At 65.7% G+C, this 15,831-nt stretch carries 14 protein-coding genes; 4 read left to right on the top strand and 10 right to left on the bottom strand.

Annotated features, from left to right (window positions below; translation table 11 throughout):
• Window positions 1–45 precede the first annotated feature (45 nt).
• The 4 genes from ACVIIV_RS06775 to murJ all read right to left on the bottom strand — a co-directional run bounded on the left by ACVIIV_RS06775 (window position 46) and on the right by murJ (window position 4,035).
• Entirely contained in the window at window positions 46–615 is a 570-nt protein-coding gene (locus ACVIIV_RS06775) for a NifU family protein (RefSeq protein WP_061879905.1), read from the bottom strand.
• Between the two features lie 160 nt (window positions 616–775).
• Window positions 776–1,270, bottom strand: coding sequence for a universal stress protein (locus ACVIIV_RS06770; RefSeq protein ID WP_456743510.1), 495 nt, complete (start codon window positions 1,268–1,270; stop codon window positions 776–778).
• Window positions 1,271–1,352: 82 nt separating this feature from the next.
• Window positions 1,353–2,405 (bottom strand): tryptophan--tRNA ligase, encoded by a 1,053-nt coding sequence (gene trpS / locus ACVIIV_RS06765; RefSeq protein ID WP_456743509.1) that lies wholly within the window; start codon window positions 2,403–2,405, stop codon window positions 1,353–1,355.
• An 82-nt stretch (window positions 2,406–2,487) separates the two neighbouring features.
• The gene (murJ, locus tag ACVIIV_RS06760; protein WP_456743508.1) at window positions 2,488–4,035 is read right to left on the bottom strand and encodes a murein biosynthesis integral membrane protein MurJ; all 1,548 of its coding nucleotides are present in this window, start codon (window positions 4,033–4,035) and stop codon (window positions 2,488–2,490) included.
• 125 nt (window positions 4,036–4,160) lie between these two features.
• Here murJ and ACVIIV_RS06755 point away from each other — a divergent pair, with 125 nt between their 5' ends.
• Window positions 4,161–5,162 (top strand): adenosine kinase, encoded by a 1,002-nt coding sequence (locus ACVIIV_RS06755; protein WP_456743507.1) that lies wholly within the window; start codon window positions 4,161–4,163, stop codon window positions 5,160–5,162.
• A gap of 289 nt (window positions 5,163–5,451) precedes the next feature.
• On the opposite strand, the gene ACVIIV_RS06750 is transcribed toward ACVIIV_RS06755, so the two are convergent.
• Complete coding sequence (locus ACVIIV_RS06750) at window positions 5,452–6,648, bottom strand: serine hydrolase domain-containing protein (RefSeq protein WP_456743506.1); 1,197 nt, start codon at window positions 6,646–6,648, stop codon at window positions 5,452–5,454.
• 347 nt (window positions 6,649–6,995) lie between these two features.
• Between ACVIIV_RS06750 and ACVIIV_RS06745 the strand changes: the two genes are divergently transcribed.
• Together ACVIIV_RS06745 and ACVIIV_RS06740 are read left to right on the top strand one after the other, a co-directional pair.
• Window positions 6,996–7,316, top strand: a complete 321-nt coding sequence (locus tag ACVIIV_RS06745) for a hypothetical protein (RefSeq protein ID WP_456743505.1) — start codon at window positions 6,996–6,998, stop codon at window positions 7,314–7,316.
• A gap of 200 nt (window positions 7,317–7,516) precedes the next feature.
• The gene (locus ACVIIV_RS06740) at window positions 7,517–9,010 is read left to right on the top strand and encodes an NAD-dependent succinate-semialdehyde dehydrogenase (protein WP_456743504.1); all 1,494 of its coding nucleotides are present in this window, start codon (window positions 7,517–7,519) and stop codon (window positions 9,008–9,010) included.
• 127 nt (window positions 9,011–9,137) lie between these two features.
• Here ACVIIV_RS06740 and ACVIIV_RS06735 read toward each other — a convergent pair whose 3' ends face one another.
• The 3 genes from ACVIIV_RS06735 to ACVIIV_RS06725 form a co-directional block, all read right to left on the bottom strand.
• Window positions 9,138–10,052 (bottom strand): phosphoribosylaminoimidazolesuccinocarboxamide synthase, encoded by a 915-nt coding sequence (locus ACVIIV_RS06735; protein ID WP_456743503.1) that lies wholly within the window; start codon window positions 10,050–10,052, stop codon window positions 9,138–9,140.
• 63 nt (window positions 10,053–10,115) lie between these two features.
• Window positions 10,116–11,033 (bottom strand): pirin family protein, encoded by a 918-nt coding sequence (locus tag ACVIIV_RS06730; RefSeq protein ID WP_456743502.1) that lies wholly within the window; start codon window positions 11,031–11,033, stop codon window positions 10,116–10,118.
• Between the two features lie 177 nt (window positions 11,034–11,210).
• Complete coding sequence (locus ACVIIV_RS06725) at window positions 11,211–12,578, bottom strand: MmgE/PrpD family protein (protein WP_456743501.1); 1,368 nt, start codon at window positions 12,576–12,578, stop codon at window positions 11,211–11,213.
• A gap of 118 nt (window positions 12,579–12,696) precedes the next feature.
• Between ACVIIV_RS06725 and ACVIIV_RS06720 the strand changes: the two genes are divergently transcribed.
• The gene (locus tag ACVIIV_RS06720) at window positions 12,697–13,812 is read left to right on the top strand and encodes an FUSC family protein (RefSeq protein ID WP_456743500.1); all 1,116 of its coding nucleotides are present in this window, start codon (window positions 12,697–12,699) and stop codon (window positions 13,810–13,812) included.
• Between the two features lies 1 nt (window position 13,813).
• On the opposite strand, the gene ACVIIV_RS06715 is transcribed toward ACVIIV_RS06720, so the two are convergent.
• Window positions 13,814–14,302: a DUF2867 domain-containing protein gene (locus ACVIIV_RS06715; protein ID WP_456743499.1), complete on the bottom strand. Its 489-nt coding sequence runs from the start codon at window positions 14,300–14,302 to the stop codon at window positions 13,814–13,816.
• Complete coding sequence (locus ACVIIV_RS06710; protein WP_456743498.1) at window positions 14,299–15,699, bottom strand: MATE family efflux transporter; 1,401 nt, start codon at window positions 15,697–15,699, stop codon at window positions 14,299–14,301. The genes ACVIIV_RS06715 and ACVIIV_RS06710 overlap by 4 nt, the downstream gene beginning before the upstream one ends.
• Window positions 15,700–15,831: the final 132 nt, after the last annotated feature.

The following is a 15,831-nucleotide window of genomic DNA, read 5'->3' as shown; positions in this document are numbered from 1 at the left end:
ATCGGAATGCCATTCGCCATTCGCACCTAGCCATTCGCTGGCCGATCACATCGGCCGGACTTCGACCACGTCGGGCACGAAGTGCTTGAGCAGATTCTGAATGCCGTGCTGGAGCGTCGCGGTCGATGACGGGCAGCCGGAGCAGGCGCCCTTCATGTTGAGATAGACGATGCCGTCCTTGAAGCCGCGGAAGGTGATGTCGCCGCCGTCATTGGCGACCGCCGGCCGCACCCGGGTCTCGATCAGGTCCTTGATCATGTCGACCGTCTCGGCGTCGGCTTCGTCGAAGAACTCGTCCTCGTCGTCGAGATCGGCATCGCTTTGCGCCGTGCCGTCGGCAAGCAGCGGCGCACCCGACATGTAGTGCTCCATGATCGCACCCAGGATCGCGGGCTTGAGCTGCTGCCATTCACCGCTCGCCTTGGTCACGGTGATGAAGTCCGATCCGTAGAACACGCCGGTGACGCCGGGCACGTCGAACAGCTTTTCGGCGAGCGGCGAACGGCCTGCGGCTTCGCGACTCGAAAACTCCACGGGGCTGCCATCGACCACCACGCGGCCGGGAATGAACTTGAGCGTGGCAGGATTAGGCGTGGCTTCGGTTTGAATGAACATGGTTTTCTCCAGACGTCGCCGGTTCAAGGCCGGCGCGTGCTCTATCCCCTAGCAGATGGCGACGGCGAACGCACGATCAAGGGGTGACGGGATATTAGTCCATAAAAATCAGAGGGTTGGCCTTTACCCTCCCCTGCCCTCCAGGGGAGGGTAAGAGCGGCTACGACAGCGAATCCACGCTTTGGTCGCTCAGGGCGCCGGAGATGATCGTTACTGGCACCGGGAAGGTGCCCAGCGCATGCGCGAGCAGCGTGACCAAAGGCCCGGGGCCCTCCGCGCCGGGATTGGCGGCGAGCACCAGCATGGCGATGTCGGGGTCCTCGTCGATCACGGCGAGCAGCTGTTCCATCGCGGCGCCTTCCCGGATCACCCGTTCCGGCGTGATCGCGGCGATGCCGTTGGCGCGGCCCGCGGCACGGTCGAGCGCGGCTTCGGCTGCTTCCTGGGCCTCGGCGCGCATGATGTCGGCGACCCCCAGCCATTCCTGCGTCTGCTCCTCGGGCTCGATGATGCGCAGCATCACGACGCCGCCGCCTGCGCGGATCGCCCAGCGGCTGGCGTAATAGACCGCGCGATCCCATTCGGCGCTGTCGTCGACGATGACGAGGCATTTGGGCTTGTGACCCGGCTCGTAGCAAAGTCGTCTGCTGGTCATGCATGTCCCGGAATGTGCATGGGCGCATGCTGCCACACTCCCTCCCGCTTGGGGAGAGGAGACGCGGCCGGCGCCTTGGCGCCTAGCGCCGGCGGATGAAGCCGACGATGTCCTTGGAGCGCTTCATGGTCTCGTCGGCGATCGCGCGCGCCCGGTCGGATCCCTCGTTCAGGATCGCGTCGATATGGCCGGGATCGGCGACGAGGCGCTTCATCTCGCCGGCGATCGGCGCGAGCTTGGTGACGCACAGCTCCGCCAGGGCGTTCTTGAAGCTGGAGAACTGGCCGCCGCCGAATTCGCGCAGCACGTCGGCCTTGGAGCGGGCGGACAACGCGGCGAAGATGCCGACGAGATTGTCGGCCTCGGGGCGCGCTTCCAGGCCGTTTTCCTCCGTCGGCAGCGGCTCCGGATCGGTCTTCGCCTTGCGGATCTTCTGCGCGATGGTGTCGGCGTCGTCGGTGAGGTTGATGCGCGAATTGTCCGAGGCATCCGACTTCGACATCTTCTTGGTGCCGTCGCGCAAGCTCATCACACGCGTCGCCGGGCCCGTGATCAAGGGTTCCGGCAGCGGGAAGAACAGGCCGTCATTGTGCCCCTGGGCGCGAATGGAATCGCCGAAATCATTGTTGAACTTCTGCGCGATGTCGCGCGAGAGTTCGAGATGCTGCTTCTGGTCCTCGCCGACCGGCACGTGGGTGGCGCGATAGAGCAGGATGTCCGCCGCCATCAGCACGGGATAGTCGAACAGCCCGACGGAGGCGTTCTCGCGGTCCTTGCCGGCCTTCTCCTTGAACTGGGTCATGCGGCCGAGCCAGCCCATGCGGGCGACGCAGTTGAAGATCCAGGCGAGCTCGGCATGGCCCGAGACCTGGCTCTGGTTGAACACGATGTGCTTCTTGGGGTCGATGCCGGCCGCGATGAACGCCGCTGTGACCTCGCGGGTGTTGCGCGTGAGCTCGGCCGGTCCGCCCCAGACGTCCAACCCTTGCGTGATCGCGTGCATGTCGACCACGCAATAGATGCAATTGTGGGTTTCCTGCATCTTCACGAAGTTGACGATCGCGCCGAGATAATTGCCGAGGTGCAGATTGCCCGTCGGCTGGACGCCCGAAAAGACCCGTTCAACGAATGGCATGGTCAGCCTTCCCATAGGTATTCGCGCCGTCGTTTCCAACAGCGGCGCTGCTCCGTCAAGGGTATTTCGCTGGGCTCGTGGTTCAGCCGGGCCGTTTCAGCGCGTTAACCGCCTCGCGCCAGGAGGCGGCGCCGAGGATCTGCAGCAGCAGGCCGTAGACGGCGATCCCGGCCGCGATCTGCACGCCCAGCGCGACGAATTTGATGAAGCCATGGATCTTGAAGTCATGGGTCTCGGCAGGCACTAGACCTGCAGTCAGCCAGAGCAGGGCGCCCATGGCGACCGCGGCCAGCACGATCCGCGGCAGTCGCTTGCGGGCGGCTACATCGACCGAGAAGCCGAACTCGGCCGTACCTTTGTGGAGCAGCGAGAGCGCGCTGCTCCAGGCGCCGGCCGCGATGCTCGCCGCAATCCCGCTCGCGCCGAAGACATGGCCGAGCAGGACGGCCAGCACGACAGCGACCACGAAACCTATCGCGGTGGCCAGCAGCGGCGTCATCGTGTCGCTGCGGGCATAGAAGGCCGGCGATAGCGCCTTGATCAGCACATGCGCCGGCAGCCCCAGCGCCAGCCACATCAACGCATGTGCCGTCGCCGCGCTGTCCTCCGCGCCGAACGCGCCATGCTCGAACAGCAGTCGCACGATCGGCTCGGCCAATACGATCAGGCCGAGGGTCGCCGGCAGCGTCAGCCCGGTCGCAAGCTCCAGTGCGCGGGATTCGGCATGTGCCACGGCGTCGCGATCGCCGCTACTCACGGCGCGCGTCAGCTCCGGCACCAGCACCGTGCCCATGGCGACGCCGACGATGCCGAGCGGCAGCTCGATCAAGCGGTTGGCGAAATAGAGCCAGGACACCGCGGACGGCGTCGCGGATGCGATGATCGCGCCGGCCACCATCAGCCATTGCGGGCCCGAGCTTGCAATCATGCCGGGGACCGCCTTGGCGAAGAAGCCGCGCATCTCCTTGTCGAAACTGGCGCGCAGCGGCGCCGCAAGATGCGCGCTTTGCTGCGACAGCAGCATCAGGAGCTGCAGCAGGCCGGCGAGGCCGACGGTAGCCGCCAAGATCCAAGCAGCGAAGCTGGCGTCTGCGCGCTCGACGAGCAGCACCGCGATCGCGGCGATCAGCGCGATGTTGAACAGCAGCGGCGAGAACGCCGTCAGCGCGAAGCGGCCCTGCGCATTGAGCAACCCCATCAGCACGGTGACGGGACCGGCGAAGGCGAGATAGGGCAGCATCAGCCGCGCGTTCTCGACCGCGCGATCGAGCGTGCCGCTGCCGACGAATCCCGGCGCGATGACCGTGATGATCAGCGGCATCAACAATGCGATCAGGATCGAGATCGCGATCAGGGCGGCGCTGACCGTGCCGAGCACGCGTCCGGCGAATGCTGCTGCGGCCGCCGCCCCGCCGCGATCCCGGGCGCGCAGCCAGGCCGGGATCAGCGCCGCGTTCAGCGCGCCTTCGCTAAGCAGCCGGCGCACCACGTTGACGAGCTGAAACGCCGCCAGGAACGCGTCCGCCACGGCACCGGTGCCGAGCAGCGCCGCAATCAGGGAATCGCGCGCAAAACCCAGCAGCCGCGAGGCCAGCGTTCCCGTCGAGACGGTCAGGAAGGAGCGGATCATTGCTCTCGAAAATACCGTTGCTTGCCCGCCAAGGCCCGGTCGTGATAGGCCGCGAGCTTGGATTTCAGGCCGACAGGAAGCGGATTTCCGTAAGGTCCGCAATCCGGCAAACAGGATCAAGGTGAATGGCTGACGTGAAATATGACGTTCTCGGCATCGGCAACGCGCTGTTCGACGTGCTGGTCAGGACCGACGAGGCCTTTCTGGCCAAACATGGCATGACCAAGGGCAGCATGTCGCTGATCGACGAGGCGCGCGCGGCCGCCATCTACAAGGACATGGGTCCGGCGACCGAGGTCTCGGGCGGCTCGGCCGCCAACACCATCGTCGGCATCGGCAGCCTGGGGGCACGCGCCGCCTATGTCGGCAAGGTCAAGGACGACCAGATCGGCAAGCTCTACGTTCACGACATCCGCGCCGCCGGCGTCGCCTTCAACACGCCCGCCGCCAAGGACGGCCCCGCCACCGGCTGCTCCTACATCCTGGTCACCGGCGATGGCGAGCGCACCATGAACACATATCTCGGTGCAGCGCAGGACCTGTCGCCCGCCGACATCGATCCGGCCGAGATTGCCGGCGCTGGCATCGTCTATCTCGAAGGCTATCTCTGGGACCCCAAGAACGCCAAGGAGGCCTTCGTCAAGGCGGCCAAGATCGCCCATGAGGCCAAGCGCAAGGTGGCGCTGACGCTGTCGGATTCCTTCTGCGTCGACCGCTATCGGGACGAATTTCTCGGGTTGATGCGTAGCGGCACCGTCGACATCGTGTTCGCCAACGAGTCCGAGCTGCATTCGCTCTACATGACCTCGGACTTCGACACCGCGCTGAAGCAGCTGCGCAATGACGTCAATCTCGGCGTCGTCACCCGCAGCGAGAAGGGCTGCATGGTGGTCTCGGTGGAAGACGCCGTCGCAGCGCCGGCCTTCCCGGTCGACAAGGTGGTCGATACCACCGGCGCCGGCGATCTGTTCGCCGCAGGCTTCCTCTACGGGCTCGCGCGCAACCTTGCGTACAAGCAGTGCGGCGAGCTCGGCGCGCTCGCCGCCGCCGAAGTGATCCAGCACATCGGCGCCCGCCCGCTTGTGTCGCTGAAGGAGCTGGCACAGCAGCGCGGGTTGACGGTTTAGCTCTTACCCTCCCTGGAGGGGGAGGGTCGATCGCGCGCAGCGCGAGCGGGGTGGGGTGACGGTCTTTCAGCACGTTCGGTGGTGCGTTCCGGCCCGTGTGCATTCGCGGCTGTTGCGTGGCCTTCTATGTTGAGATCTTCGCCGCGGCTTCACCCCACCTCGGTTCGCATGCAGCTTCGCTACATGCGAACCGATCCTCCCCCTCCAGGGGAGGATGGGAGTTCATGTCTCGGCCGCGGTCTCACTTCGACACGGCCGATGCGTCGCGAGTGGTGAGAGTCTCAGCTCCTCACGCCGCCTTCTGCCCGCTTCCAGCAGCATCGAGCCCGGCATAGACCCCGCGCTCGAATCCCGCGAACGCCTCCAGGCATTTCGCATCGGCGAACGGCAACAGCTGCATCAGGATCACGCCGGTGATGTCGCGCGCCGGATCGATCCAGTAATAGGTGTTGGCGAGGCCTGCCCAGGCGAGGCTGCCGGCGCTGCGCCCTTCGGCGGTCTTGGCGGTGTTGATCATGAAGCTGAGGCCCCATTTCTTCACCTGCTCCGGATAGAGATCGACGTCGTTGGTGTACATCGGCGCCGCCGTGGTCATCTTGCCCATGGCGAGATCACCGATGTGGTTCTGCCCCATCGTCGCGACCGTCTCGGCCTTCAGCACCTGGTTGCCATTGCCGCGGCCCTTGTTGAGGATCATCTGGGTGAACTTGATGTAGTCGGCCGCGGTCGAATACAGGCCGCCGCCGCCCATGTGGAATTCCGGCTCCTGCTCGAGTTCGAACGGGATCGATGCGAGCTGGCCGTCCTCGCCGCGCGCATGCATGCCAACGAGGCGTTTGCGCATGTCGTCGGTGATCTTGAATGCGGTGTCGCTCATGCCGAGCGGGGTGAACAGATTGTCGCGCAAATAGGCATCGAGCCGCTTGCCGCTGACGGCCTCTACCGCCTTGCCGACGAAATCGATGTTGGTGCCGTATTCCCAGCGCGTGCCGGGATCGGTCATGATCGGGGTCTTCAGTGCCGCGTTCTGACAGGTGGTGATGGCGGGAATACCGTTCTTGTCCAGATAGACCGCGAGATCGCCGTTCCACATATTGTAGCAGAAGCCGGCGGTGTGGGTCATGAGTTGGCGTAGCGTGATCGGTCCCTTTGCCGGGCGCAGCTTCGCCTCGCCCTTGGCATCAAAACCCTCGAGCACCTGCGGCTCGGCGAGATCGGGCAGCACATCGCCGATCGGCGCATCCAGCGACAGCCTGCCCTGCTCGACCAGCTGCATCGCGCCCGCTGATGTCACCGCCTTCGTCATTGACGCGATCCAGAACACGCTGTCGATTGTCATCGCATCGGGCTTGGACAGGTCGCGCTTGCCGAATGCGCCCTGGTACAGGACGTCGCTGCCGCTGGCGGCGATGGCGACGACGCCCGGAATCTCCTTGGTCTCGCTCTTCTGACGCAGAATCTCATCGATCTGTGCTTGGCTTTGCATGGCGTTTCCTCGGGTTTGATTATTGTTGGAAGGGATCGATTGTCCTCCCGCATGTCCGGCGCGGCAAGCGCATCTATGTACCTGCGCCGGTCGCGATGTCGTGACTTGACGGGTTTGGTCCCACGCAGGACGACAACGGGGCTGAACGGCGATGCTGTCTCACAATCTGTGGTGGATGGCCGAACTTCGCCCTCACTCGAGGCGGGCTGCAGGCGATATGTTTCGTGAGTTTTCGGACCTGAAACATTTCGTGAGCTGTCGGGTTCAGCACCCGGTCCGATCCATGGGCCGATTAAGACTTGATGCAAATGTTGCCGGCCGTGGTTGGGCGGCGAGGGGGACCTCAGATGATTTCGACCTGGAGCGAATGGAAGCGCTATCCCCGTCCGGGACGCGGCGAGAACCTGGAGGCGCCGATTTCGCCCGGCATTTACGAGGTCCGCATCGCCGGCACCGGCGCACTCCATTCCTTCGGCGCCGTCGACAATCTGGCGCAGGCACTGGCGCTGCTGCCGGTCGGGTCGAAATCCTGGTTCGGCCGTCGCGACACCTCTCATGTCCCCGATCTCGAATACCGCACATGCGCGACATCCTCGAAGGCGGACGCCAAGGCCGCGGCCGAGCGCATGATCGGCCGGCGAGAGACCTATATGAGCGGCGCGGCGTAACCAGCCTCAAGACCGCGCAGAGCTGTTTCCGCGCTCACGGTGTCCAGCGGATGGATGGGTACCGACCTCTCCCCATCGGGGAGAGGTGAAGGACCGATCGCCCCGAATAGAAGTCCCATCAGATGTGCGTGGCGGGGCGGTGCATTGCGCGCCGTCTGTCCCTATATTCCGGCCCGATCCGATCGCCAGGGAGAAACGCCATGACCCAGACCGCCGCCGCACGCGCCCCGCAAGCCACCGCCACCCTGCGCGGCCGATTGAAGGATCCCTCGCTCTTGAAGGAGGCCTGCTATATCAACGGCGCCTGGGTCGGCACGCCGGTCTTTGCCGTCAACAATCCCGCCACCGGCGTCGAGCTCGCGAAGGTTCCGCAGCTTGGTGCTGACGACACCACCAGGGCGGTCGAAGCCGCCGAGCGCGCCTTTCCGGGCTGGGCCAAGCACACCGCCAAGCAGCGCTCCAACATCTTGCGCAAATGGTTCGAGCTGATCGTCGCCAACCGCGAGGATCTCGCGCTGATCCTCACCTCCGAGCAGGGCAAGCCGCTCACCGAGGCGCTCGGCGAGGTCGATATCGGCGCCGCCTATATCGAGTTCTTCGCGGAAGAGGCGAGGCGCGTCTATGGCGAGACCATCCCGAGCCAGCGGCCCGATGCGCGCCTGCTCGCGATCAAGCAGCCGATCGGCGTTTGCGGCGCGATCACGCCGTGGAATTTCCCGAACTCGATGATCACGCGCAAGGTCTCGCCGGCGCTGGCCGCCGGCTGCACCGTGGTGCTCAAGCCCGCCAACGAGACGCCGCTGTCGGCGCTGGCGCTCGCCGTGCTCGCCGAGAAGGCCGGCATCCCCAAGGGCGTGCTCAACATCATCACGGGTGACGCACCGCCGATCGGCAAGGTGCTGTGCGAGCATCCGGCGGTGCGCTTCGTCGGCTTCACCGGCTCGACCGCGGTCGGAAAGATCCTCTACCAGCAGGCCTCGGTTGGTGTGAAGCGGCTCGGCCTCGAGCTCGGCGGCAACGCGCCGTTCATCGTGTTCGACGACGCCGACATCGACGCCGCGGTCGAAGGCGCGATCGTCTCCAAGTATCGCAACATGGGCCAGACCTGCGTCTGCGCCAACCGCATCTACGCCCAGGACAAGATCTACGACGAGTTCGTGCAGAAACTGTCGAAGAAGGTCGCGGCAATGAAGATCGGCGACGGCACCGAGAGTGGCGTCACCCAAGGACCCCTGATCAACATGAAGGCGGTCGACAAGGTCGAGCGCCACATTGCAGATGCCATCAAGCGCGGCGCCAAGGTCGTGACCGGCGGCAAGCGCAGCGAGCTCGGACGCTCGTTCTTCGAGCCGACGGTGCTCGCCGACGTCAAGCCGGACTCGCTGGTGTCGCAGGAAGAGACCTTCGGTCCGCTCGCACCGGTGATCCGCTTCAAGGACGAGGCTGACGTCATCGCGATGTGCAACGCCTCGCCGTTCGGTCTCGCCTCTTATTTCTATTCCCGCGATCTCGGCCGGGTCTGGCGCGTCGCCGAAGCGCTGGAATCGGGCATGGTCGGCGTCAACACCGGTCTCATCACCACCGAGGTCGCGCCCTTCGGCGGCGTCAAGGAAAGCGGCCTGGGACGCGAAGGCTCGCATCACGGCATGGACGAATATGTCGAGATCAAATACGTGATGATGGCGGGGGTCTAGGCCACCATCATCTCTCCACGTCATTGCGAGCGAAGCGAAGCAATCCAGAAATGTATCCGCGGAGGCAGTCTGGATTGCTTCGTCGCTTCGCTCCTCGTAATGACAGAACGCGCGGGGGCAACGAGTCCTAAATCTTCAGCTCTTTCCCCGTCACGCGCCGATACGCTTCCAGATACCTCTTGCTGGTCGCGTCCACCACGCTGGCCGGCAGCGGCGGCGGCGGGGCGTCGCCGTTCCAGCGGCCGGCGCGGCGTTCGACGTCGAGATAGTCGCGCAAGGGTTGCTTGTCGAAGCTCGCCTGCGGCTGGCCGGGCTTGTAGGCATCCACCGCCCAGAAGCGCGAGGAATCCGGCGTCATCACCTCGTCGATCAGGATGATGCGGCCGTCCTTGTCGCGCCCGAACTCGAACTTGGTGTCGGCGATGATGATGCCCTGCTCGCGGGCGAGCTCCTCGCCGAGCGTGTAGATCGCGCGCGTCATGCTCTCCAGCGTGTAGGCGACCTCGTTGCCGACCACAGTGCGCATCTTCGCGATCGTGATGTTCTCGTCATGGCCGCTCTCGGCCTTGGTCGCCGGGCTGAAGATCGCCGGCTCGAGCTTCTCGCTCTCGACGAGGCCGGCCTTCAGCTTCTCGCCGGCGAGCGTGCCGCTCGCGGCGTATTCCTTCCAGGCCGAGCCCGAGAGATAGCCGCGGATCACGCATTCGATCGGGAAGACGGTGGTGCGCTTGCATAGCATGGCGCGGCCGAGGATCTCCGTGCGGTGAGGTTTCAAAGCCGGCACAGCCGCGACGATCGCGTCGGTGTCGGCGCTGATCATGTGATGCGGCACCACGCCTTCGAGCTCACCGAACCACCACGCGCTGATCTGAGTCAGCACCGCGCCCTTCATCGGAATGGTCTCGCCCATCACCACGTCGAAGGCGCTGATGCGGTCGGTGGTGACGAGTAGCAGGCGGTCATCGTCGATGGCGTAGATGTCGCGCACCTTGCCGCGTCCGATCTTGGGCAGGGGCAGGTCGCTGGAGAGCATGGTGGTCATCGGCAAAGCCTTCGTGCAGGGAATCCAGCCGCGCCTGTTCGCGCGGCCGGAAACCGGATTAGCCTATTCCGGCAGCGGAATGAACTCGTGTTCCTGCGGAACTGCCGCGAAGCGGCCGGTTTTCCAGTCCTGCTTGGCCTGCTCGATCCGCTCCTTGCTGGAGGAGACGAAATTCCACCAGATGTGGCGCGGTCCCTCCAGTGCATCGCCGCCGAGAAACATCATCCGCGTCGCCTTGAGCGCCTTCACGGTGATGCGGTCGCCGGGGCGGAAGATCAGCAGCCGCGGACCCTCGTAACGCTCGTTTGCGATTTCGACCTCGCCGTCGACCAGGTAAATCGCGCGCTCCTCATGATCAGGATCGAGCGGCACCGTCGCGCCCGCGACCGCCGTGACCTCGGTGTAGAACCAGGGCGAGACCATCGCGACAGGCGAGGCGATGCCGAACGTCGAGCCCGCGATCACCCGTGCGGTAAAATCGCGCTCGGAGATCATCGGCAAGTCGCCCGCCGCATAATGCTGGAACGACGGCGCGATCTCTTCCGATCCGGCCGGCAGCGCGATCCAGCTTTGCAGGCCCAGCATCTTCTGGCCCGAGGCGCGCTGCGCATCCGGCGTGCGTTCGGAATGCGCGATGCCGCGTCCGGCCGTCATCAGGTTCATCGCGCCCGGCGCAATCTCCTGGACGTTGCCCTCGCTGTCGCGATGCATGATCGCGCCGTCGAACAGATAGGTGACGGTGGCGAGTCCGATATGCGGATGCGGCCGCACGTCCATGCCCTTGCCGGAGACGAACTGCACCGGTCCGAAATGATCGAAGAAGATGAAGGGCCCGACCATCTGCCGCTTGCCATGCGGCAATGCGCGGCGAACCGCGAACCCATCGCCGAGATCGCGCGTTCGCGGCACGATGACGAGATCGAGCGCATCGCAGGACATGGGATCGCCGAGCACGGGATCGTTGGAGGGCTGCCAGCTCATGGTGGACTCCTTCTTTGGCTTTGTTGAGCGGGAGCCTAGCAGGATTTCACATCGTCGTCGCGACAAAGGCCGCCACAGACTTCACTGTCATGCCCCGGCTGCTCAGGTCGCGCAAAATGCCATATGCGATTGCCCTGCCCCTCCAGGGGAGGGTAAGCGGAGGGCTGCGGGCGAGTCCTACCTCCCCAACTCCGTCGCCTTCGCCACGCGGTCGAACCGCTCCAGCGTCATGATCGCATCGGCGAATTTCTCCGCGCGCGCGTTCAGCACCGGGCGCGCCAGCGTCAGGAATTTCTGCTGCATCGCCTGCGTGTCCGGGAACGAGGTCGGCTCGCCGGAGGGATCGGCATAGAGCCGCTCATGCACGCCGTCGTCGGTGGTGATGCTGACGCGCGCGCCAAAGGGATGGGTGCGGCCGATCTCGAGCCGATCGTCCTGCACCACGTCGAACTTGTCGGCGAGCGCGTCGATCGCGGCATCGCCGAGCCGGTTGTAGTCGTCCCAGCCGAACGAGCCCTGGTCGAGCGCGAGCGCGCCGGTGAAGAACATCGAGAACTGGCCGCCGACGATCGAGCGCGGGTGGCGCTTGGTCGCGGCGTCGCCGGTGAGCGTGATGCCGTTGCGATGCAGGCCGATCTCGACGCGCTTGACCTGGTCGGGTGTCAGATTGTGCTCGCGCCGCATCGCGATCAGGGCATCGATCGCGGCATGGGTGTAGCGGCAGCTCGGATACGGCTTCACGCCGATCTTCATCGTTTCATAAGTCTTGCCAAGCTCGGCGACGGCCTTGTCAGGATGCGCGTCGTCGGTATAGCCGGCGAGCAATCCGTGCTTGCCCTCGACCGATTCAGTCGCGCCGACGAAATCGTTGCGCGCCAGCGTTGCGGCGATCACGCCGTTCATCGCGGCGGCACCGACCTGGTAGCGCTTGTTCCAGGCGCCGTTGACCAGAAATTGCAGCGAGCCCGCGGCCTGGCTGCCGGAGACGCCGAACGCGGCGATCAGCTGCTTCTCGCTCAACCCGAACAGCTTGCCGGCCGCCGCGGCCGCGCCATAGGTGCCGGCGGTCGCGGTCGGATGAAAACCGCGCGCATAATGCGAGGTCGGATCGAGCGCGTTGCCGAGCCGGCAGCAGACCTCGTAGCCCGCGACGATCGCGGTCAGCACGTCGCGGCCCGACGCGGCGACCATCTCGCCGACGGCGAAGGCGGCCGGAACCACCGGCGCGCTCGGATGCAGCGAGGAATCGGCGTGGGTGTCATCGAAATCGAGGGAATGGCCGAGCGCGCCGTTGAGCAGCGCCGCGATTGCCGGCGTCCAGGTCTTGGTGTCGCCGAACACGGTGGACTCGCCCTTGGTGTCGAGCGCCAGCGCCTCCAGCATCTTCAGCATCGACGGGGTCGATTCCGCCTCGCGCCGTGCCCGGATCGCGCTGCCGAGGAAGTCCAGCGTCAGCACCTTGGCGCGCTCCAGCACCTCTGCCGGAATATCCTGGTATTTCAGGTTGAAGACATAGGCAGCGAGCGTTGCGGTTTCGTGGGCCATCGTGTTTCCTCGTTTGGCGCGCAAGTTAGGCGGGCTGATTTGGCCTTTCAAGCGGCCTTGCGGCCGTGGGCATCAGCCATGCTTTTGCTTGGCTTCAAGAGGATCGGGACTTCCGCCGATGGCACTCGCAAAAGCGCTGTTCGACCGCATCAGGTCGCGGCGGACCCAGCTGGGATTGGCGATCCGGGTCACCGTGGCCGCCACTGCGGCCTATGCGATCGCGACCGCCCTGCATCTGTTGCTGCCGCTCTGGGCGGTGCTGACCTCGCTGATCGTGACCCAGATGAGCGTCGGCCGCTCGCTGAAGGCGACGCGCGACTACATGCTCGGCACCATCGGCGGCGCCATCTATGGCGGCGCCATTGCGATCCTGATCCCCTATTCCAGCGAGGCCGGCCTGCTGGGGCTTCTGGTCCTCTCCGTCGCCCCGCTCGCCTTCATCGCCGCGATCAATCCGAGCCTCAGCGCCGCCACCGTGACCGCGGTGATCGTGCTCCTGGTTCCGACCATGCATCACTCCGATCCCATGACCTCGGCGATCGATCGGGTCAGCGAAGTCGCGGTCGGCGCCGTCACGGGATTGCTGGTCTCGTTCCTGGTGCTGCCCTCGCGCGCGGTGCGGCAGATCCGCGCCAGCGCGGCGAAGCTGCTCGAATTGATCGCCGATGCCTTCACCGAGCTGCTTGCAGGCCTCACGCGCGGCCGCGACACCGATGCGCTGCACCGGATCCAGGACGGCATCGGCACGGCCATGGTCAACCTCGACGCGATCGGCTCCGAAGCCGAGCGCGAGCGCGCCGCGCGCTTGTCGAGCGGCCCGGATACCGGCCCGTTGCTTCGAACCATCCTGCGGCTGCGCCATGACGTCGTGATGATCGGCCGGGCGACGGTCGTGCCACTGCCGATCGAGGTGCAGACGCGACTATCGGGCCCGTTGACGGAGGTCTCGACGGTGATCGCGCGCTTTCTCCGCTCCGCCGCCGCGGCCTTGCGCGAGGGCGCAGGCGCGCCGCCGATCCATCCCGTCCACGTCGCGCTCCAGCATTACGCCGAAGCGGTTGCCGCCGTCCGCCAGGACGGCCTGATTCGCGGCCAGCCCGGCGACACCGCCGAGCGCTTCTTCGCGCTCGGCTTCTCCCTGGAGCAGATGCACCAGAATCTGTGCGATCTCGATCGCGTCGTCGGCGAATGGTCGGAGGTGTCGAGCGACAAGTCCGCGCGGGTGGCGGAATGAGTTAGCGCACCGGCTCCACGATCCGTCCCATCATGTTGCGGACCACGAGCTTGTGGAAGGGCATGATGATGGTGAGATAGGTGCTGCCGAGCAGGTTATGCGTCCGCACCAGCGTGGTCGAGGTCACGTGACGGCTCGCGGCATTGCCTGAAACGTCGACCACGACGCGAAAGTCGAGGTGAGAATCGTCGAAGCCGGCAACCAGCCGCTCGGGCGTCTCGCTCAGCACCGGAAACAGCCCAATCATGCCGCCCGGCGCCGGCACGCCTTCACCGGATGTCTTCAGCCCGAACGGCCTCACCAGAACGTTGCGCAGGCGCAGCAGCGCGTCGATCCAGCGCGGCCCGTTCAGCACCATCCTGGTGCAGGCCTCGCGGGCGTTCACCGCCGCCGCACCGATGTCCACGCGAAAGGCGTCGATGAATTGCGCGCCGGCCAGCAGCGCATTGGCATCGACCTCAGGCGTGACCTCGTGGACCGTTCCCTTCATCCCGCCAATCTGCGCGTCAGCATCCGGAAGCGCAAGATCAAGAGCCCGGCATAGACGAATGTGCCGGTCGAGAATCCGATCCAGACGCCGACCGCGCCCAGCCCTGTGTGGAACGCCAGCATCCAGCCGATGGGAAAGGCGACGCCCCAATAGCCGATCGCCGCGAACAGCAGCGTCATCCTGGTGTCGTTGATGCCGCGCAGCGCGCCGCCCATGATGGTCTGCAGGCCGTCGGCGATGAAGAAGGTGGCGCCGACCAGGAGCAGCGTCCCGGTCAGTTCGACGGTGGCCGCGCTATCGCTGCCGCCGCCGAAGAACAGCCGGCCGAGCTGGTAGCGCCCGATGACGATGGCGATCGTCAGGGCGGAGACCAGCCCGACGCCGAGCACGGCTGCGGCGAGCCCTGCGCGCTTCACCGCCGCCGGATCGCCGCGGCCGAACGCATGACCGACCCGCACCGTCGCCGCCATGCCGATGCCGAGCGGCACCATGAACAGCACGGCGGTGACCTGGAGCGCGATCTGATGCGCGGCAATCGCGGCGGTCGAGATCAGTCCCATCAGCAGCGCCGCGGAGGAGAACAGGCCATACTCCAGCAGCAGCGAGAACGAGATCGGCGCACCGACCGCGACGAGCTGACGCATCAAGGGCCAGTCGATCCGCCAGAGATGGGCGAGCGGATGGTAGTCCGCGAACGGCTTTCGCCATGCGGCAATAGCGAGTGCGGCGAGGAAGGTGCCGAGATTGACCAGCGTGGTCGCAAGCCCAGCACCGAACAGGCCGAGTTCCGGCAGGCCGAACAGGCCGTGGATCAGGGCGTAGACGAGGACGGCGTTGATCGGGATCGCCGCGACCGTGATCCACAGCGGGGCCTGCGGCCGGTTCACCGCGCTCATCATGCTGCGCAGCGCGATGAAGCCGAGCGCCGGCGCGATGCCCCAGGCGAGGCCGTTCAGATAGTGCTGCGCCAGCGCGGCCGATTGCGGCGCCTGTCCGAGCGCGAGCAGGATCTGCTCGCCATAGAGCGGCGAGGCCATCATCGGCAGCGATATCAGGAGCGCGGCCCATAGCCCGACGCGCAAGGAGCGGCGGATCAGTCTGACATCGCCGGCGCCGAACGCCTGCGCCGCCAGCGGCGACACTGCGGACGTCAATCCGAGCCCGAAGGTGAAGCTGACGAAATAGACCGTGTGGGCCAGCGCCGCCGCGGCCACCGCGTCCTCGCCGAGCCGGCCGATCATCGCGAGATCGGTGGTGATCATCGCGATCTGCCCGAGCTGGGTCAGCATCAACGGCACGGCGAGACGCAGCGTCTCGACGAACTCCTCGGCGAGATGGTTCGGCGGTGCATCCGAGCGTGCGTGGCCCGGCTGCTTGGTGTCCACAAGTTCAGTCATGGCAAGGCCATAGCAGCCTCGATCGGCGAAGTAACGGCAAAGAAACGTGAGGGCCGGTCTCGCTGAAAAAAGCGCGTGCTCAGGCGAAGGAAAGTTCGACTTGGGCCGTATTCCTCATGTGGGCGTCCCGGC

It is taken from the genome of Bradyrhizobium sp. USDA 4354, from assembly GCF_054060315.1.
The sequence above is the reverse complement of the archived record's forward strand: the minus strand, read 5'-3'. Positions and strand labels throughout refer to the sequence as shown.